The organism is Polaribacter sp. KT 15, assembly GCF_900143115.1.
Taxonomy (GTDB): domain Bacteria; phylum Bacteroidota; class Bacteroidia; order Flavobacteriales; family Flavobacteriaceae; genus Polaribacter; species Polaribacter marinaquae.
Genome location: NZ_LT670850.1, coordinates 58,186 through 78,245, shown reverse-complemented (window position 1 = coordinate 78,245; position 20,060 = coordinate 58,186). Strand labels below are relative to the sequence as shown.

Genomic DNA, 20,060 nt, shown 5'->3' with positions numbered 1-20,060 from the left:
AAAGCTTCCTTTTTTTGTTTTTATGATAGATTTCAATTTTTAAATTGAAATTATTATTTCACTTCAATAATAATCCTAACTTCGCGAACTTTAAAATAATTACACTTCTAAAGTAATTATAAAAATAATTTTCATGAATATTTATAAGAAAATTGAAGCTGAAATATTAGCAGCTACAAACATCGTAATAACAGCTCATAAATCTGCAGACGGAGATTCTGTTGGATCATCCTTAGGATTACTTCATTTTATAGAGAAATTGGGTAAATCTGCAGTAATTTGTCATCCCGATAAAGCACCCGGTTTTTTACATTGGTTAGATACATCAGAAATACTTTTAATGGATGAAAATCCTGAAGAAGGTACAAATAAAATAAGTAAAGCAGATTTAATTTTTTGTTTAGACTACAATTCAATTAGCAGAGTAGGGCCAGAAATGGAATCTTTGTTGGCAGCTTCTACTGCTAAGAAAATAATGATAGATCATCATTTAAATCCAGAAGATTTTCCTGATATTATTGTTTCTGAAACAACAGCATCATCAACATCACAATTAATTGTAGATTTAATAGAGCAGTCTGATAATTTAGATGTATTAGACGCTAAAATAGGTACTCCGTTGTATTTAGGTATTTTAACAGATACAGGTAGTTTTAGATTTAATTCTGTAAAACCAAGAACACATGAGGTTTTGGCTAAATTATTAGCTGCAGGTGTAGAACATCATTTAATTCACGAAAAATTGAGTGATAATAATACAGAAACTCGTTTGCGCTTGCAAGGTTTTGCAATGAGCGAAAAGTTAGAAGTTTTATATGATTATAATGTTGCTATAATTTCTTTATCTAAAGAAGAATTGGCAAAATATAAATATGTTAAAGGAGATACCGATAATTTGGCAAATTTAGTTTTATCAATAAAAGGAATGAGAGCCGCCATTGTTTTTACAGAAAGAGACGGAATTATGAAAATTTCTTTTCGATCTAAGGGTGCAGAAAATCCTGTAAACCTTTTAGCTAAAGAACATTTTAATGGTGGTGGTCATGCAAATGCAGCTGGAGGAATGAGTGAATTGTCTGTAGAAGAAACATTGGTAAAACTTAAAAGTTTAATTCCGGAATATTTTTCTAATTAGAAGGAACAAAACTCTTCAAATAATTTCTTAAATGTTAAAGTTTGATTATTTTTATCAAAATTTACGAAGATGAGTCAAAAGGAAGAATTTTTTGAATACATTAATAATGGCTACAAAACTAAAGGTGAGTCTATTGAGTTAGGCGCTGCAATGTTAGGTGAAGAAACCATAACAAACGCCATTGTTAAAGTTCCTTTAAAAACTTTAAATAGGCACGGTTTAATTGCTGGTGCTACAGGAACCGGTAAAACCAAAACTTTACAAGTTTTAGCAGAAAACCTTTCAGAAAAAGGAATTCCGGTTTTGTTAATGGATATAAAAGGAGACCTTTCTGGTTTAGCACAACCAAGCCCAGGACATGCAAAAATTGACGAACGTCATGCAAAAATTGGATTTGAATTTACTGCTCAAAAATTTCCTATTGAAGTTCTAACGATATCCGAACAAGATGGTACAAGGTTGCGTGCAACAATATCAGAATTTGGACCAGTTTTGTTATCTAGAATTTTAGATTTAACAGAAACACAAAGCGGAATTGTATCTATAATTTTTAAATATTGTGATGACAATAAATATCCGTTGTTAGATATTAAAGATTTTAAAAAGGTATTACAATTTGTAACGCAAGAAGGTAAAGAAGAAATTCAAGCAGAATATGGTCGAATTTCTACTGCAAGTACAGGTGCAATCTTACGTAAAATTGTAGAAATAGAGCAACAAGGTGGCGATTTGTTTTTTGGTGAAAAATCTTTTGATGTAGAAGATTTAACAAGAATAGATGAGGACGGTAAAGGAATAATTTCAGTTTTACGTTTAACAGATATTCAAGACAAACCAAAGTTGTTTTCTACATTTATGTTGCAACTATTGGCAGAAGTTTATGAAACTTTTCCTGAGCAAGGAGATTCTGGAAGACCAGAATTGGTAATTTTTATTGATGAAGCACATTTAGTTTTTGAAGAAGCTTCTAAAGCATTGCTTAATCAAATAGAAAGTATTGTAAAATTGATTCGTTCTAAAGGTATAGGTTTGTATTTTGTAACGCAAAACCCTAAAGATGTACCAGAAGATATTTTAGCACAATTGGGTTTAAAAATTCAGCATGCATTAAGAGCGTTTACTGCTAAAGACAGAAAAGCAATTAAATTGGCTGCAGAGAATTATCCAGATTCAGAATATTACGATACGAAAGAAGTATTAACTCAATTAGGTATTGGTGAAGCCTTTGTTTCTGTTTTAAACGAAAAAGGAATACCAACACCATTGGCAAGAACAATGTTAAGAGCACCAATGAGTAGAATGGATGTTTTAACACCCAAAGAACTTAAAAGTGTTATTAATAATTCGAGACTTTTTTATAAATACAATGAAAATTTAGATAGAGAAAGCGCTTATGAGTTGCTAAACTCTAAAATTGAAAAAGTAAATTTAGCTGAAGCAAAAGCAATTAAAGAAACGGAAGAAAAGAAGGAAAGAGAAAAACTAGCGAAAGAAAAAGAACGAGAAAGAAAAAGAGAAGAAAAAGCGTCTAGAAGTTATTCTAGAAGAAGAAGTACAGCTCAAAACCCAATTGTAAAAGTACTTACAAGTGCAACCTTTATAAGAGCAGCCTTCGGAATATTAAAAAAAGTTTTAAAATAACAAAAATAGATATAGCACGTTATAAACGTATAAACTACCAAATATGATTAAAAAAAATATATTATCAATAGTAATAATTGCATGTTCACTTTTAGTAATTAGTTGTGGCGATGGAGGAAGATTTACAATAGAAAAAGGTAAAGTAGGTCATTTAACACCAAAAACAACTATTGAAGAATTAGATGAAATTTTTGAAAATGATTCTATTGTAAAAAATTTAAGTGAAGGGGCTTTAGGTGATAATTATTTTCAAGATGATGACGAATATTTGGTATATGAAAAAGGAGGGAAGTTAAAACTAACAATTGTACCTAAAGAACAATTAGATTCTGTATCTACAATTAAAAGTATCGAAATTCATGATTCAAGATATGCTACTGAATCTGGTATCAATATTAATTCTAGTTTTTCTGAAATAAACTTAAACAATAATATAAATAGAGTAGAGTCTACTTTTTCCACTGCAACATTATTTATCGATGATTTAAACGCAACAATAGGAATTGACAAAGAAGAATTAGGCTTAAAAGATTTTTCTACTCAGAATGTAACTTTAGAACAAATTCCTGATTTAGCAAAAATGAAATCTTTTATTGTTTGGTTTAATTAATAGAATATGGGCACGTATTCTATAGAAAATAGTAAAGATTCAATTTTAAGACCAAATTCTGAGTTCGAAAGAAGAATTATTCTTCAATATTATCTTGATAATGATGTTAAAATTAACGAGATAGAAAGAGATATTTTAAATGAATGTTCTGTTTCAGAACACGAGTCTATAGGTATTATTGGTTGCTTGCTAGATGATAAATCTTTACTAAATTCTTTAAGATTAGTTATCGGTGCAAATAATAGATCTAATTTTAAACTTTCTACATTATCAAATTCTTTACTAGATTCAGAAACTTTAAAAAAAGCTGTTTCTTATTATTTTGAGGAAAATAAATACGATAGTTTTAATAGAAATGAACAAATTATAAGAAGAGAATTTAACATCGTTTATTAAATGAAAAAATATACAATTCAGAAATCTCCGTTTGTTGTACCAACAACAGATGGCAAATTAATAGAAGAACATTTTGGTAATGCAACTGATGGTAATTCTCAAATAAGTATTGCACATATGGTTGCGCCATCTAAATGGAGTGAGCCATTTCAAACACCAGAATTTGACGAATACACATACATTATTAAAGGTAAAAAGCAATTTATTATAGATGGAGAAACTGTTATTTTAAAAACAGGCGAGTCTATTAAAATTGAAAAAAATACTAGAGTGCAATATTCAAATCCTTTTGATGAACCTTGTGAATATCTTGCAGTTTGTTTACCTGCATTTTCTATCGATTTAGTAAATCGAGAAGAAAATTAAGACCTTTTTTTTGCGATATAAAAAGGTAAATAAATTAGTAAAAAGTAAGGGATTACTATAATCTCTACTACAAAAATGTATTTTGGCCACTCGCCGAATAAATCTAGTAAGGTAGCAGCGTCTGGTTTTCTATTGGTGTAAAAATAGTTAGAACCTAAGAAATAATTTAAAGCAAACATAACTATCATATAAATTTGCATTGCTAAAAATGATTTTGCTACACTTTTTATAGTGGGTCTCATTTTATATATAAACGTGGCATATAGCATAAAAATGATTAGTCCTGCGTGTACAAACCAATATCTAAAAAACTTAAAATTTAAATAATTACTTTCGTCTGGTGTTATTAAAGACTGCAAAGTTCCTGCAAATACTAAAAATAGAAGAATTTCATAATATATAAGCTTTCTAGTAAGTGACAAAACAGGAATAATAATTGCCATAAAACTACATAAATGCAATGGTAAGTCTTTTTGATAATTAAAGTTTCCTTTATAAAAGTTTATAATTGTACCTAATATTACGGTAAAAGAAAGACTGAAAGCAAATAAATTTCCTATTAATATTTGTTTTCTTTTAGATTGATTTTTTGCAAATAAAAGTAAAAGAAATCCAAAAACAATTAAAGAAGCGACTACACTTAAGTGCTGATTTGTAAAAGGTGTAAAATCATTGTTTTCCTTCAAAAAGAAATCCATAAAACGTACTTAATATAATTTTGTTACCTCTAATATTATGAGGTTTAAATGAGTTAAATTTATAATTGATTTTTACAATATATAGATTTATAATTTAATAAATTGCATAAAATCTATTTTATGAATGATACAATTGCACCAAAAACCATAAGACAAGTATTTGTTTTATTATTAATATTAGTTATTGGTATTTTAATTTTTAAGGAAATGATGCCTTATTTATCGGGCGTTTTAGGTGCCATAACTGTGTATGTCTTGCTAAGAAAATGGATGATAATTTTAGTAAAAAGAAGATGGCATCCTGATGTAGCAGCAATATTTTTAATGTTGATATCATTTGTGTGCATTTTATTACCAGTAACAGGTTTATTAATGATGTTAGGTAGCAAAATAGGAGATGCAGTTAAAAATTCTGCAGAAGTTACACAGGCCCTAAAAGATATATTTGGTAAAATAGAAAATAGATTTGGTTATGATTTAGCTGAAAAAATTAATGTGTCTGAAGTTTCTACTTGGGTTACAAGCAATTTAGAAGGTTTTGCAGGCGGAACTTTTAATATTTTTATAGCAATTGGTATCATGTATTTTATGTTGTATTATATGTTTACCAATAGATCAGAACTTAGAAATTCTTTGTACCAATATATACCAATAAGTGATAAGAATTTAAAAATTATAGGAGAAGAATCTCAAGCAATGGTTCGTTCTAATGCAATTGGTATTCCGTTAGTTGCTATTGGTCAAGGTATAATTGCTTTAATTGGTTTTTTAATTTTTGATATTAACGACCCTTTCTTTTGGTTTATAATTGTTACTGTAGGTTCTATGATTCCGTTTGTAGGAACTCTTATAGGAATCTTACCCGTTTTTATTTTAACAATTTCTACAGGAAACAATTTTGCAGCTTGGGGAATTCTAATTTACGGTTTAGTTGTAGTAGGTTCTACAGATAATATTATAAGGCTGTTTGTTTTAAAGAAATTAGATAATGTACATCCGTTAATTACATTAATTGGTGTTATTGTTGGTGTGCCTTTATTCGGGTTTATTGGTTTAATTTTTGGACCATTACTAATAAGTTTATTCTTAGTGATAGTAAGAATTTATAGAAAAGAATTTGGTGCACAAAGATCAGAAGAAAATGTACTCTAAATAATTGGTAGTTTTTTGTTTTTCTTCTTGTTAATATAATGTCTTAAAACTCCGCCTTTAACACTATTTACATCAAACTCTACAATAAATGCATTTTCATCTAAATTTTGTACAATTCGATACATTTTTTTAATATCGATTCTATTAATTATAGAATGAATAATATCAAAATCTTCTGATTTGCCGTTGCTACCAAAACCTGAAGACCCTTTGTAAATTGTTAAACCTACACCCAATTCTTCTAAAATAGCTTTTTTAATAATTTTATGTTCTCTAGAAACTATTGTTACACCAATAAAATCTTCAAAGCCTTCTATTACGGTATCTGTAACTTTAGCGGCAATTATATATGTTAAAATAGAATAGAGTGCAACTTCTACAGAAACCACAAAAGCTGTTACTGCGAATAGAATAATGTTAAAAAATAATACAATTTTACCGATGCTTAATCCGAATTTATCGTTTAAGTAAACACCCAAAATTTCAGATCCATCTAAAACAGAACCATTTCTTATCGCTATTCCAATACCAGAACCAACCAATAAACCACCAAATATTGAAATTAGCAGTTTATCGTTGGTAATAGTTTGAAAGTTCTCTAAATGAATAAACAAGGCTAAGCCTAAAATACTTATAATAGATTTAATTACAATTCTTTTCGAAACTGTAAAATAACCTAATATTAAAAAAGGAATACTGAATACTAACAATAGATAAGACATGTTAATGTCTACTTGCGTTCTTACTAAAAGTGCAATACCAGTTACACCACCATCTAGAAAACCGTTTGGTAATAAAAAGGCCTTCAAGCCCAAACTTGTTAAAACGATTCCAACAAATATTTGAAAATATTCTGATAGGTAAGTGGTTACATTTTTAATTGACATTATTTAGATTTTCTAGTACAAGCTAAGAGAGTGTTTTTTAATAACATTGCAATTGTCATAGGACCAACTCCACCAGGAACCGGCGTTATAAAATCAGATTTTTTAGAAACTTCTTCAAAAGCAACATCGCCAACCAATCTAAAACCACTTTTTTTAGTTGAATCTGCTAAACGTGTAATACCTACATCAATAACAGTTACATTGTCTTTAACCATGTCTGCTTTTAAAAATTCTGGAATACCAATTGCAGCAATTACAATATCTGCTTGTAATGTAATTTCTTTTAAGTTTTTTGTTCTACTATGGCACATTGTAACAGTTGCATTACCAACTTTACGTTTTTGAGATAAAAGTATACTCATTGGACTACCAACAATATGGCTTCTTCCTAAAACAACTACATGTTTACCTGATGTTTCTACGTTGTATCTATCTAATAATTCTAAAATTCCGAAAGGAGTTGCAGAAATAAAGGTTGGTAAGTTTAAAGCCATTTTACCAACGTTAGTTGGGTGAAATCCATCAACATCTTTTTCAGGATCTACTGCCATTAATATTTTTTGCTCGTCTATATGTTTAGGTAATGGTAATTGTACAATAAAGCCATCAATATCATTATCTACATTTAAAACAGCAATTTCGTTAAGCAGTTCTTCTTCTGTTGTTTCTTCTGAAAGTCTAATTAATGTAGATTCAAAGCCAACACGTTCACATGCTTTTACTTTTGCATTTACATAAGTTATACTAGCACCCTCGTTACCTACAATTACCGCAGCTAAATGAGGCGCTTTATGGCCTTTGTCTTTTAAGTCTCTAACTTCTAAAGCAATTTCTTCTTTAATGTCTGCAGATGTCTTTTTTCCGTCTAATAAAATCATTGTTCTTTTAAAATATAAATATTGATAGTTATGTTAAAATTATTGAATTCTTTTAATATGGTATAGTCATTTTCTAAACTTTTTAATTCATCATCTGATAAATTAAAAACTGTGACGTAAAAAACGTACTTGTTTTTTTTATTAAATTTTTGAAAAGATCTTGTGTCTCCTTTAAAATCAACAAAATCTAATTTTGTTAAGTTAGGAAAAAAACTAGCAACATCTTCGACATTAATATTTTCTTTATTTAAATAATTAATAGCTTCTAAGCGCAAAGAATGATAAGGAATGTGCGCTAAAGTAGCATCCCAACCTTGTGAGATTTCCTTAGGATAAATCCATAAATTACCGGTTACAAGTCCAAGAAATAAGATACTGTAAATAATTTTTTTTCTAGTAAAAAAGAATATAATTATTCTAAAAGATAATGTGATAAATACAATGTAAGAAACTATAAAATATCGATGCCCAATTGTGTTAGTAGATATTAATGAAACTAGAATAACAAAAAATACAGAAGAAATTGATAATAATAACAACTGTTTATTTTTAACAGATTTTATTATTCTTTTACCAAAAAGAATGAACGAAACAATTAAAAATAAGAAAATAAAAATTTTACCAAAGTCTAAATATCTTTGTACTAAAATAAAACAGTTTTTAACAAACCATTTAATATCAACAAATTGCCATAAACTAGCCCAAGGAGAATCTGGATGAGTTTGCAACCAACCTTTAGTAATAAGTCTCCAAACCACAAAAGAAATGCCAGTTAAACTGCCAAAAAAATAAATTAATAGGAATTTAAAATTTAATATAGAATTTATTTTCTCTCTTTGGATATATAATTTATTCAGCACATCATAAAGAAAAATTCCTGCAACTAACATCATACTTCTGTATGATATAATACTTAAAAATATAAGACCAATAAATTTTAAGTAATCATTTTTAAATAGAATCGAGTTTACAACTAAAAAAAAGAAAAATAGAATAATTATTTCTGGATTAACAATCACAAAAGAGGTTGCTAAGCTTGGTTCTGCAATTATTAGAATAAATAAAAAGAAGTGCTTTTTAGTAGCTTCTATAAAATAGGAAATAAATTTTCTAATTTGAAAAAAGAACCCAATAGTAAAAGGTAATATCAATAAATGAGAAACCCATAATTCATGACCGAAAATTTTCCAGAAAATGGCTAATAAAAAACCTAAAAAAGGCGGATGACCAGGATCGAAACTAATAGGAATATTCCAGTCGAATAAAGAGTTTTCATAGAGATGATTGCCCATTTTTGAAGCAAACAATACATTATCCCAAAACATTCCGTTTCTAAAAGATACCAGAAATAATAAGACACCAAAAGAAATAAAGAAAAGGATTCTTTTATTTTTTGATTTGAATAACGTTTGCAAAAAAATGTACATTTATTAATTAAAAAAAGCTGCAAAATTGCAGCTTATATTTATTTTATTTCATTCCTTTCATCATTTGCATCATTTTTTTGCCACCACCACCTTGCATCATTTTCATCATCTTGCTCATTTGATTAAATTGCTTCATCAATTGATTTACTTCTGTAACCGATGTACCAGAACCTTTAGCTATTCTTTTCTTACGACTAGCATTAATAGTTGTTGGTGTGCTTCTTTCCGAAGGTGTCATAGAATGTATAATTGCTTCAATACCTTTAAAAGCATCATCATCAATATCAATATCTTTCATTGCTTTACCAGCGCCAGGAATCATACCCATAAGGTCTTTCATGCTTCCCATTTTCTTTATTTGCTGAATCTGATTTAAGAAATCATCAAAACCAAACTGATTTTTTGCAATTTTTTTCTGTAATTTTCTAGCTTCCTCTTCATCATATTGATCTTGAGCTCTTTCAACAAGAGAAATAACATCTCCCATTCCAAGAATTCTATCTGCCATTCTATCAGGATGAAAAACGTCTATCGCATCCATCTTCTCTCCAGTACCAATAAATTTAATTGGTTTGTCTACTACAGATTTAATCGATAACGCCGCTCCACCACGAGTATCACCATCTAACTTTGTAAGAACAACACCATCAAAATTTAAAATATCATTAAAGGCCTTTGCTGTATTAACTGCATCTTGCCCTGTCATAGAATCTACAACAAATAGCGTTTCTTGTGGCGTAATTGCTTTATGAATATTAGAAATCTCTGTCATCATTTCTTCATCAACAGCTAAACGACCAGCGGTATCGATAATTACAACATTTTTACCATTTGCTTTGGCGTGTTGAATTGCGTTTTTAGAAATTTCTACAGGATTGTTATTACCAACTTCTGCATATACTTCTACACCAATTTGCTCACCAACTACTTGTAATTGGTTAATTGCTGCAGGTCTATAAACATCACAACCAACAAGAAGTACTTGTTTTGCTTTTTTTGTTTTTAAGAAGTTAGCTAATTTTCCAGAAAAAGTTGTTTTACCAGAACCTTGTAAACCAGACATTAAAATTACGGTTGGTGATCCACCAAGGTTAACACCTACAGTTTCACCACCCATTAGTTCTGTTAGTTCATCTTTAACTAACTTAACCATTAATTGCCCAGGATTTAATGTAGTTAATACATCTTGTCCTATTGCTTTTGTTTGAACACTTTTAGTAAATTGTTTTGCAATTTTAAAGTTAACATCGGCATCTAATAACGCTCTTCTAACTTCTTTTAAAGTTTCTGCAACGTTTACTTCTGTAATTTTACCGTGTCCTTTAAGGGTGTGTAAGGCTTTATCTAATTTATCGCTTAAATTATTAAACATAATTTGTGTCTTTTTTTTGGAAACACAAATATAATAAATTAACAAGAATTTTAAGAAAGTTATTAATGCCTTTTTTTACAAGTTTTTCTTTAAAAATAATGTGGTAAAAAAGTTTGTAAAATGTAAAAAAATAGAAATCAAGAAAAGTATAATTGCTATTGTAAATAATAATGAACTATAATTATATAAGTTATTGTAGCCTAGGTTGTTATGTGTTTTTGTATTTTTAAAATATTGAGAAATCATTAAGGTTACTAATGATGAAATTTGGGTAATTAAATGTAAAATAGTGAGCCATTTATTTGGTTTTTTGCCTGTCCATTTCAAAATATAATAATTAAAAGCAATTAATAAAAAATACACAGCAGATACATAGAACCAATAATTGATACTTACAGTCATGTAAATATCCATAAAATCGATATTTATAAGATTATTATTTACAATACCTAATATGATGAACGAAATACTAAACGCTAGAAATGTTAAGTATGGTTTTTCTAAACCGTTATTTAATAAAGATACTTTATAAGTTTTCATATTTTTCTGAAAGAATAGTAGTGTGATGTTCTAAATGATATGCAGACCACATAACAATTTCTCTAATAGTCATTTTACCCATTAAAGGATGTGGAATAACTAATCGGTCTAAATTTAAATCACTTTTTCTTCTAACTTTATTTTGAAGTTTTTTATTAGATAAAGACAATTTACGAAGTATTTTTTTTCTACTTTTTAAAGAAGGGTTTTTTAATTTACTATTAAATTTTCTCGCCTTATCTTCATTACTTTTTAATTTATTTTGATAATTCTTAACAACCGTATCGTAATCTCTTGTTGCTCTGTTGCACAAACCAAATTTGTGTTTTAAAAAGAATCTCGGAAAGTTTAAAGCTTTGTTTAATAATTGAAAACTGTTAACTAGATGCAGAACATGCTGCCCAGTTGTCCATTTATCAGAAGGACCTTTTTCCCAAATTTCTTTAGGTTGTTTTTCTAACCAATTGATTAAAATATCATGATTAGTTTTTAACAATTCTATTATTTCTTTTTTATTCATTCTGAATAATTATATCAATAAATATACAAAATTTAAAGCATAAAAAAAGAGCTTTGTTAAAGCTCTTATATCATTAAAATGATTACAAATTATTTTTGTTTCGGAATAAATTCTAAAGCAACTCCGTTAATACAATGACGTTTTCCTGTGGTTTCTTGCGGTCCATCATCAAAAGAATGCCCTAAATGGCCACCACAAGTATTACATTTTAATTCTGTTCTTGCATAACCAATTTTATAATCTACGTCTAATTCTACGTTTCCTTTAACTGCTCTATCAAAAGATGGCCATCCTGTACCAGAAATAAATTTATGTTTTGTTTCGTATAAAGGTGTTTTACATGCAGCACATACAAATGTTCCTGGCGTTTTTATTTTATTTAACTCACTAGAATGTGGTCTTTCTGTGCCTGCTTGCCTAAGCACATAATATTGTTGTTCTGTTAGTTCTTTTTTCCATTGTGCATCTGTTTTTGATATTTTGTACGTTTTGGTTTTATCAGATTTTTTCTGAGCATTACCAGCACAACTAAAAAAAGAGAAAATAATAATTAATGAAAATATTTTATTCATGACGATTTTGTTTGTAAGTTTTTATTGAATTATTTTGTCGATATAGCTATCGAAAACTTACACAAATTTACTTTTTTTAAAATTCATTTTAAAGTGATTTTCTTTTTCAGTTAAGATTAAAACTGATATAGTTCAAATTCTAATAATAAAATTTATAAATTGCTATCGAAAATAAAATATTAGAATAAAAACAATCAAAAATGAAGAAAATAGCCATTTTATTATTTACTGTTATTCTTTTTTCAGAATGTAGTAAAGTTCCTATTACAGGCAGAAGTAGAGTTAATTTTGTAAGTGATTCACAAGTTTTACCTGCAAGTTTTGCACAATATCAAGGTTTTTTAGAAGAAAATAAACTTTCTACAAATAGAACCATGACTAATCAAGTAAAAAGTGTTGGTACAAATATTGCAGCTGCTGTAGATCGATTTATGAGAGCCAATAATATGACTAGTGAAGCAGAAGCTTATAGATGGGAATTTAATTTAGTAAAAGACAATACGGTAAACGCTTGGTGTATGCCAGGAGGAAAAGTGGTTTTTTATACTGGTATAATGCCAATTTGTAAAAATGTTGATGGAGTAGCAGCAGTCATGGGGCACGAGGTTGCACATGCATTTGCTAAACATGGTCAAGAAAGAATGTCTCAAGGACAATTACAACAAATCGGAGGATTAGCTGTGGCTTTAGGTACTTCTGGTAAAGATGCTAAAACACAACAATTATGGAATACTGCTTTCGGAATAGGTTCTGGTTTAGGAGTTTTAAAGTTTAGTAGAGTTCACGAACAAGAGGCAGATAGATTAGGATTGGTATTTATGATTATGGCTGGTTATGATGGTACAGAAGCTGCAGAAGTTTGGGTAAGAATGAGCCAGAAATCTGGCGGAAGCTCTCAACCAGAAATTTTAAGTACACACCCTTCTAACGAATCTAGAATTCAAGATTTAAAAACGTATTTACCTACCGCAAGAAAGTATGCAGCTAAATTTAATGTAGCCGCAAAATAAAAATAATTTAAAAGGTAAAAACTTTTACTATATTGTATGCCGTTCAATACACATTGAACGGCATTTTTATTTAAAAAAACGATATGTTAAAAATAGGAGATAAAAAATTAATTAATGCTTGGGCTTTTTATGATTGGGCAAACTCTGTGTATTCTTTAGTTATTAGTACTGCTGTTTTCCCTTTATTTTATAGCGCCATAACAAAAGATGAAATTGTAACATTTTTAGGCATGAAATGGGATTACCCAGATACTTTATACAGTTACGCATTATCTTTTTCTTTTTTAGTTGTTGCATTTATGTCTCCAATTTTATCTGCTATTGCAGATTATACGGGTAACAAACTTAAGTTTATGAAATTCTTTTGTTGGCTTGGTGGTTTGTCTGTAATTTCTATGTATTTCTTTAAAGATTTAAACACCGCTTGGATAGGTATTATTTGTACAATTTTAGCAAGTATTGGTTTTTGGTCTAGTATTGTTTTTTACAATTCTTATTTACCAGAAGTTGCGCACCCAGAACAACAAGATGCTGCAAGTGCTAAAGGTTTTATTCATGGTTATATTGGTTCTATAATTTTACTTTTAGTTTGTTTAGGAATGATTTTAGCACCTAATACTTATGGTTTTGATACCAGTATTTCTGAAACTATATTATCTTCTGGTAACAGTTTAGAAATTGAAAAAGCTATAGAAGATGCTAAAAATGCAGCATCATTAAAGGCCATGAGAATATCTTTTGTTATGGTTGGCTTATGGTGGATTGGTTTTGCACAAATAACATTTAAAAAATTGCCAAACAATATTTACAATAGAAAACCAGAAAAAGATTTTATTTGGAAGGGTTTTAAAGAACTAAAAAAAGTTTGGATAGAATTAAAAGGATATCCAACCTTAAGAAACTTTTTAATAGCTTTCTTTTTACTGAGTGTTGGTGTACAAACAATTATTTTATTAGCAACAATTTTTGGTTCATCAGAATTAGGTTTAGGTACTACAAATTTAATTGTAACGGTATTACTTATTCAGTTTGTTGCTATTTTAGGTGCTTGGGTTTTTTCTAACGTTTCTAAAAAATTAGGGAATTTTATGGCAATAAAAATCACTATTTTCATATGGATTTTAGTTTGTTTTTCTGCTTTTATGCTAGAAAAAGAATTACAAAATGTAGAAATTTATTTTTATGCCTTAGGCGGATTATTAGGTTTGGTGTTAGGTGCAATTCAATCTTTAACAAGATCTACATATTCTAAACTTTTACCAAAAACTCAAGACAATGCAACGTATTTTAGTTTTTATGATGTTACAGAAAAGATAGCAATTGTTTTAGGAACTTTTGTATTCGGATTTTTAATCTATTTAACAGATTCTATGCAATGGAGTGTTCTTTCTTTGGCTTTATTTTTTGTAGCTGCTTTAATTGTATTAAGTACTTTAAAAAGAACGGAATACGTACATTAATTTTAGAATAAAATTATTAAAATAAAAAAAGTGTCACTGTTTAGTGACACTTTTTTTATAAACACAAATGTTTAATTTAAATATGAACATTAATTCCTAAAACTACATTTCTACCTTGGTTAAATATTCCATCGTTTTTTAATCGAGATAAATGATTGATATATTTTTTATTTAATAAATTATTAACGCTAAGTGAACCTGTAAATTTTACATTTCTTATAGAAACATCTCCACCTAAAGCAAAATTTAATAAATTATAATTGCTAGTTTGGGTTTCAAAAGAGCTTACATTTTCTTGAGAAAAAGTACTTTCTAATGTAATAGAAGTATAACCTTGCGTTAACCAGTTTTTATAATTAAATTCTGTTCTAAAAGTATTTCTCCAAGTATTAGCAGGTATTAGCGGTAAATAATCTCCATTTTTTTGTTTACCAATTACAGTTTCGAAAGTACTTTCTAAATGCAACCAATCTTGTGGATGCGGATGTAAATGGAAACCAAATTCACCACCATATAATTTTGCATTTTCTTGTATATACGTAAATACTTGCTCACCATCTTCAATTTCATCCGTAGGCGTTATAAATATATAATCGTTTAAATGGTTATAAAATCCGTTAGCAAATAACTCGAAATGTTCTGTTTTGTATTCTAAGGAAAGATCTAATTGTACATTTTTTTCATTTACCAAATTACTATTTCCTTTTTCGAATCTATTTGTACCATGATGCACTCCGTTAGAACTTAATTCTGCTAAGTTAGGAGCTCTAAAACCAGAAGCAACATTTATTCTTGTAGTAATTTGATCTGATAATGAAGTTTTAAAACCTAAAGAAGTTGTAAAACTGTTGTAAGATTTATTTACTGCCTCAAAAACATGTATTTCATCATCATGAGCAACTTCGTGTCTTTCTGTATCAATTTTTCTATTATCGAAGCGAATACCAGCTTGTAAAGTATTGTTTTTCCATGTGTAATTTGCGGTTGTAAAAATTCCGAAGTCATTTACGGTAGCATTTGGTATTAAAATTTCTTCACCAAAATTAGTATTTGTTTGATGTAAACCTTGTATACCAGATAAAATTTCTAAGCTTCCAATCTTAGGGAAATGATATTTTGCATTATAGGTAAATGTTTTCAATTTCATTCTTAAAGCAGCTTCTTCATGTTCTTCATCATGGTCTTCATCTCCGTGGTCATGATCATGATCGTGGTCGTCTTCATCTTCATCCTCATCATGGTCATCGTGCTCTTCATGTTCTTCAAACTCTTGTCTATCATTAAAAGTATAACCTAAATCGATATCTAATTTAGAATCTCCAAAAAAGAAATGATTATGAGAGCTTATAATATGATTGTCTATTGTTTGAAACGGTTCTAATAAATCATTACTTGTTGATTGTAGACCGATTCCTTCTGTTAAACCTAAATTAGATTTGTTGTAATTATACCTTAATTCTGATGTAAATTTATTTTTAGAATATGCAATTCCAGATTTAAAATCCTTTTCGTTAAAACGTGTATTTGTAACTCTTTTATCTGTAGGTATTTTATAATCTGCATGATTTGCATAAGTTCCTCTTGCTAAAAACTTCCAATTTTCTAAAGAACTTTTAACTCCTACCGATGTATTTGTTCCTAAAGTATTATTAAAGTAACGCTGATTGATATTAACTTTTGTTTTATTTGAAGAAGCAAATTTTTCTGGATTTAGATATAAAACACCACCTAATGCATCGGAACCATAAAGTAAAGATGCAGGACCTTTAATTACTTCTACAGAACCAATACCGGCATCATTAATACCTAAACCGTGTTCGCCACCAAATTGCTGATTTTCTAAACGAATACCTTGTGCGTAAACCAGAACTCTGTTACCGCTTAAACCTCTAATAACAGGTTTACCAATAGAATTTCCGGTAGAAATTTGAGAAACTCCTGCAATATTTACAATTCCTTCGGATAATGTTGTAGCGCCTAATTTTTGCAATTTATTTGCAGAAAGTCTTTCAACTTTCATCACATTTTCTGATTGCAATTTATTAAAAGGAGTAGAAACAATAATTTCGTCTATTTCATAAAACGTTTCAACTAATTGTAAATTAATTTCTTGGTTGTTATCGTTTAAATCTACATTTTTAGATACAGTTTTATAACCTAAATAAGTAAATGTTAATTTAATTTTTCCGTTTGGGATATTTTTTAATTCATAAAAACCATCATTATTAGTTATGGTTCCTTTATGAATTTCTTGTGCATGAATTTCTACACCAATTAGTGCGTTGTTATTAGTGTCTGTAATTTTTCCAGAAATGCTATTTTGAGCATTCACAGATATAATTGCCATTAAAAATAGCAGTTTTAAATATGATTTCATTGTAATGTTTTTACTATTAAATAGAAGATTTTCCCAGAAAATTATATTGAAAAAATAATTAGTAGGGTATAGGTATTTAGTTCTAAATAGTAAATTGAGGTGGTGCTCTAGAAGATTTTTTAGAAATTTTTACTTCTTTAAGTCTAATTTTTTTTAATAGAAAATTACTTTTGTATATTTCTATGTTTGTTAATTCGAATGAATTAAAAGTAAAGTTAAATGTTATTAATTGTTTGTGCAGTTCATCACAATTTAAAGAATCTTGATGTAAGTGTTGCTCTACTTTTGATGAACAAACCACATGGTCATGATTTTCTAGCGCGTGGGTTATTTGTATTGATGCAGGAAACATCAATACGAACAAAAATAAAAAACTGATATGTTGTTTAAAACCTTTGATAAAATTACTTTTTTCTAATTTTTAAATTCAGCATTTCTACTCCTAAAGAAAAAGCGATGGCAAAGTACAAATATCCTTTAGGAATAGCTCCTACAGTTTTGTTAAAAATTTCTGTATGCGATAAATGTGCAGCTTCTGTAATAAGCATAAAGCCAATTAAAATTAAAAAAGAAAGCGCCAACATTTGAATTGTTGGATTTTTGTTTACGAAATTACTTATTGGTTTAGAAAAAATCATCATAATAAGAATCGAAACAATTACAGCAATAATCATAATTATAAGTGCACCTTCGATTCCGTTAGTCATACCAACTGCCGTAAGAATACTATCAAAAGAAAAAACAATATCTATTAATATTATTTGAATAATTACAGTAGAAAAAGAAATTACTTTTGGTGATTTTAGTACTTCATCTTCGTTTGTGTTTTCTACTTTTTGTCTTATTTCCTTTGTGCTTTTGTATAATAGAAATAAACCTCCTAAAAATAAAATTATACTTTGACCAGTAATGCCTGTTTTAAACCAATCGATATCTATTTTTAAAAAAGGATCTTTTAAAGCAATTAAATAAGATACACCAAAGAGCAAAATGATTCTCGTAATCATTGCTAAGGCCAAACCTAAAATTGTTGCTTTTCTTACTTGATTTTCTGGTAATTTGTTGGCAGATATTGATATAAATATAATATTATCTATACCTAAAATTATTTCTAAAAAAGTTAATGTTAGTAGTGCTACCCAAGTATCTGCATTTAGAAATATTTCCATGTTATTTTATTTTATTTTATAAATAGTACCGTCTGTTAAAAATTTACTGAATCCTATTTTAGCAGAAAAATCGTAAGAACTGTCTTTAATCTTAGTTATTTGCACATAAATAGCATCTTTGTCTAACTGCTTTTTTGGTGATTTCATTTTTAAAGAATAGAAAAAGTTACTTTTCCATTTAATGTATAAAGTATCTATATGTTTAATTCTTTTTTCTGTGGTTAAACTATCTGTAGAAATACTTACAATTTTATCGTACTCTTCTATTTGCAAACTATCGATTCTAGTAATTTTAGTTTTACTATAACCATCTCCGGCAGGAATTTCGAAAACACCTTGTTTAAATCTATCCGGATCACCTTTTTCAGCTTTACAAGAAGCTAATATTAGAAAAAAAAGACAAGAAAAAAGAGACAAAAGAATGCCTTTATTTCTTTTAAAAATAAATTTTGAAACCTCTTTTTTCTCTATCTTTTTTTCTGTTTTTATCATTTTAAATACCTGTATAATTTGCTGGTGTTATTGCTTTTAATTCGTTTTTAATTTCATCAGAAACTTCTAATGTATCGATAAAGTTCGAAATCGAATTTTGATTTATTTTTTCGTTTGTTCTAGTTAATCCTTTTAAAGCTTCATAAGGATTAGGATATGCTTCTCTTCTTAAAATTGTTTGTATTGCTTCTGCAACAACAGCCCAATTATTTTCTAAATCTTGCTCGAACTTTTCTTTGTTTAATAACAATTTGTTTAAACCTTTTAAAGTAGATGTAAATGCGATAATGGTATGACCAAAAGGTACACCAACATTACGTAAAACCGTACTGTCTGTCAAATCTCTTTGTAGTCTAGAAATTGGTAATTTTGCAGAAAGATGTTCGAAAATTGCATTAGCCAAACCTAAATTTCCTTCAGAATTTTCGAAATCAATTGGGTTCACTTTATGTGGCATTGCAGAAGAACCTACTTCACCAGCTTTAATTTTTTGCTTAAAATAATCCATAGAAACATAGGTCCAGAAATCTCTGTCTAAATCTATAATTATTGTATTGATACGTTTTAGTGTATCAAACAAAGCAGCCATATGATCGTAATGTTCTATTTGAGTTGTTGGAAAAGAATGCTGTAAACCTAATTTTTCTTGTACAAAAGTAGTTCCAAATTCTTTCCAATCTATTGTAGGATAAGCAACTTTATGTGCATTATAATTACCAGTTGCGCCACCAAATTTAGCTGCACTTGGTATATCATTTAACAAATTGAATTGTTCTTTTAAACGAACCACAAAAACTTCTATTTCTTTTCCTAATCTTGTAGGAGAAGCTGGTTGACCATGAGTTCTTGCCAACATAGAAATATCTGCCCATTCTGTAACCAATTCTTGTAGTTTTTCTAAAACTTCAAAATATTGAGGTACATAAACATCATTCATTGCTTCTTTTATAGAAAGCGGAACAGCGGTATTATTAATATCTTGAGACGTCAATCCGAAGTGGATAAATTCTTTAAATTCTTGTAAATTTAAAGCATCAAATTTTTCTTTGATAAAATACTCTACAGCTTTTACATCATGGTTTGTAATGCTTTCGATATCTTTAATTTTTTGCGCATCTTCAGCTGTAAATTCTGTATAAATTTTACGTAATTCTTCAAAAAGAGAAGTATCAAAACTTTCTAATTGTGGTAAAGGAATTTCGCATAAAGCGATAAAATATTCTATTTCTACGCGAACTCTATATTTAATTAAAGCTTCTTCAGAAAAATAGTTTGCAAGTTTATCAATTTTACCTCTATAACGACCATCAATAGGTGAGATGGCATTTAATTTTGTTAAGTTCATTTTTTAGTTATGT

General features: G+C 28.5%; 21 protein-coding genes. 8 read left to right on the top strand and 13 right to left on the bottom strand.

Going from position 1 to position 20,060, the window contains the following annotated elements; all coding sequences use genetic code 11:
• Positions 1 to 133 precede the first annotated feature (133 nt).
• The 5 genes from B5464_RS00410 to B5464_RS00390 all read left to right on the top strand — a co-directional run bounded on the left by B5464_RS00410 (position 134) and on the right by B5464_RS00390 (position 4,148).
• On the top strand, positions 134 to 1,135 hold the full coding sequence (locus B5464_RS00410) for a bifunctional oligoribonuclease/PAP phosphatase NrnA (RefSeq protein ID WP_079736737.1): 1,002 nt from the start codon (positions 134 to 136) through the stop codon (positions 1,133 to 1,135).
• A gap of 69 nt (positions 1,136 to 1,204) precedes the next feature.
• Positions 1,205 to 2,776 (top strand): helicase HerA-like domain-containing protein, encoded by a 1,572-nt coding sequence (locus B5464_RS00405; RefSeq protein ID WP_079736736.1) that lies wholly within the window; start codon positions 1,205 to 1,207, stop codon positions 2,774 to 2,776.
• Positions 2,777 to 2,819: 43 nt separating this feature from the next.
• A complete protein-coding gene (locus B5464_RS00400; protein ID WP_079736735.1) occupies positions 2,820 to 3,386 on the top strand; it encodes a hypothetical protein in 567 nt (188 codons plus the stop codon).
• Between the two features lie 6 nt (positions 3,387 to 3,392).
• On the top strand, positions 3,393 to 3,782 hold the full coding sequence (locus tag B5464_RS00395; RefSeq protein ID WP_079736734.1) for a hypothetical protein: 390 nt from the start codon (positions 3,393 to 3,395) through the stop codon (positions 3,780 to 3,782).
• Entirely contained in the window at positions 3,783 to 4,148 is a 366-nt protein-coding gene (locus tag B5464_RS00390) for a cupin domain-containing protein (RefSeq protein ID WP_077809474.1), read from the top strand. It abuts the gene before it with no gap.
• Here the strand turns inward: B5464_RS00390 and B5464_RS00385 are convergent.
• On the bottom strand, positions 4,145 to 4,846 hold the full coding sequence (locus B5464_RS00385; RefSeq protein WP_079736733.1) for a TIGR02206 family membrane protein: 702 nt from the start codon (positions 4,844 to 4,846) through the stop codon (positions 4,145 to 4,147). The genes B5464_RS00390 and B5464_RS00385 overlap by 4 nt on opposite strands.
• Positions 4,847 to 4,966: 120 nt before the next feature.
• On the opposite strand from B5464_RS00385, the gene B5464_RS00380 reads away from it, so the two are divergent.
• Entirely contained in the window at positions 4,967 to 5,998 is a 1,032-nt protein-coding gene (locus tag B5464_RS00380) for an AI-2E family transporter (protein WP_079736732.1), read from the top strand.
• Here the strand turns inward: B5464_RS00380 and B5464_RS00375 are convergent.
• The 7 genes from B5464_RS00375 to msrB all read right to left on the bottom strand — a co-directional run bounded on the left by B5464_RS00375 (position 5,995) and on the right by msrB (position 12,194).
• Positions 5,995 to 6,885, bottom strand: coding sequence for a YitT family protein (locus B5464_RS00375; protein WP_079736731.1), 891 nt, complete (start codon positions 6,883 to 6,885; stop codon positions 5,995 to 5,997). The genes B5464_RS00380 and B5464_RS00375 overlap by 4 nt on opposite strands.
• Positions 6,885 to 7,763 (bottom strand): bifunctional methylenetetrahydrofolate dehydrogenase/methenyltetrahydrofolate cyclohydrolase FolD, encoded by an 879-nt coding sequence (gene folD, locus B5464_RS00370; protein ID WP_079736730.1) that lies wholly within the window; start codon positions 7,761 to 7,763, stop codon positions 6,885 to 6,887. Before folD ends, B5464_RS00375 begins: the two co-directional genes overlap by 1 nt.
• The gene (locus tag B5464_RS00365) at positions 7,760 to 9,178 is read right to left on the bottom strand and encodes a hypothetical protein (RefSeq protein WP_154066910.1); all 1,419 of its coding nucleotides are present in this window, start codon (positions 9,176 to 9,178) and stop codon (positions 7,760 to 7,762) included. Before B5464_RS00365 ends, folD begins: the two co-directional genes overlap by 4 nt.
• A gap of 55 nt (positions 9,179 to 9,233) precedes the next feature.
• Positions 9,234 to 10,562 (bottom strand): signal recognition particle protein, encoded by a 1,329-nt coding sequence (gene ffh, locus B5464_RS00360; protein ID WP_079736728.1) that lies wholly within the window; start codon positions 10,560 to 10,562, stop codon positions 9,234 to 9,236.
• 75 nt (positions 10,563 to 10,637) lie between these two features.
• Positions 10,638 to 11,102 (bottom strand): hypothetical protein, encoded by a 465-nt coding sequence (locus B5464_RS00355; RefSeq protein WP_079736727.1) that lies wholly within the window; start codon positions 11,100 to 11,102, stop codon positions 10,638 to 10,640.
• Positions 11,089 to 11,622, bottom strand: a complete 534-nt coding sequence (locus B5464_RS00350) for a DinB family protein (protein WP_079736726.1) — start codon at positions 11,620 to 11,622, stop codon at positions 11,089 to 11,091. The genes B5464_RS00355 and B5464_RS00350 overlap by 14 nt, the downstream gene beginning before the upstream one ends.
• An 89-nt stretch (positions 11,623 to 11,711) precedes the next feature.
• Positions 11,712 to 12,194, bottom strand: coding sequence for a peptide-methionine (R)-S-oxide reductase MsrB (gene msrB, locus B5464_RS00345; protein ID WP_077809465.1), 483 nt, complete (start codon positions 12,192 to 12,194; stop codon positions 11,712 to 11,714).
• Between the two features lie 200 nt (positions 12,195 to 12,394).
• Between msrB and B5464_RS00340 the strand changes: the two genes are divergently transcribed.
• Positions 12,395 to 13,204: a M48 family metallopeptidase gene (locus B5464_RS00340; RefSeq protein ID WP_079736725.1), complete on the top strand. Its 810-nt coding sequence runs from the start codon at positions 12,395 to 12,397 to the stop codon at positions 13,202 to 13,204.
• Between the two features lie 83 nt (positions 13,205 to 13,287).
• Positions 13,288 to 14,664: an MFS transporter gene (locus B5464_RS00335; protein WP_079736724.1), complete on the top strand. Its 1,377-nt coding sequence runs from the start codon at positions 13,288 to 13,290 to the stop codon at positions 14,662 to 14,664.
• Positions 14,665 to 14,740: 76 nt separating this feature from the next.
• Here B5464_RS00335 and B5464_RS00330 read toward each other — a convergent pair whose 3' ends face one another.
• From B5464_RS00330 to purB, 5 genes are all read right to left on the bottom strand, one after another.
• Positions 14,741 to 17,041, bottom strand: a complete 2,301-nt coding sequence (locus tag B5464_RS00330) for a TonB-dependent receptor (protein ID WP_079736723.1) — start codon at positions 17,039 to 17,041, stop codon at positions 14,741 to 14,743.
• Positions 17,042 to 17,123: 82 nt separating this feature from the next.
• A complete protein-coding gene (locus tag B5464_RS00325; RefSeq protein WP_154066909.1) occupies positions 17,124 to 17,396 on the bottom strand; it encodes a hypothetical protein in 273 nt (90 codons plus the stop codon).
• Positions 17,397 to 17,445: 49 nt separating this feature from the next.
• Positions 17,446 to 18,210, bottom strand: a complete 765-nt coding sequence (locus B5464_RS00320) for a TerC family protein (RefSeq protein WP_079736721.1) — start codon at positions 18,208 to 18,210, stop codon at positions 17,446 to 17,448.
• Positions 18,211 to 18,216: 6 nt separating this feature from the next.
• Positions 18,217 to 18,702: a hypothetical protein gene (locus B5464_RS00315; RefSeq protein ID WP_079736720.1), complete on the bottom strand. Its 486-nt coding sequence runs from the start codon at positions 18,700 to 18,702 to the stop codon at positions 18,217 to 18,219.
• A 1-nt stretch (position 18,703) separates the two neighbouring features.
• The gene (purB, locus tag B5464_RS00310) at positions 18,704 to 20,047 is read right to left on the bottom strand and encodes an adenylosuccinate lyase (protein ID WP_079736719.1); all 1,344 of its coding nucleotides are present in this window, start codon (positions 20,045 to 20,047) and stop codon (positions 18,704 to 18,706) included.
• Between the last annotated feature and the right edge of the window lie 13 nt (positions 20,048 to 20,060).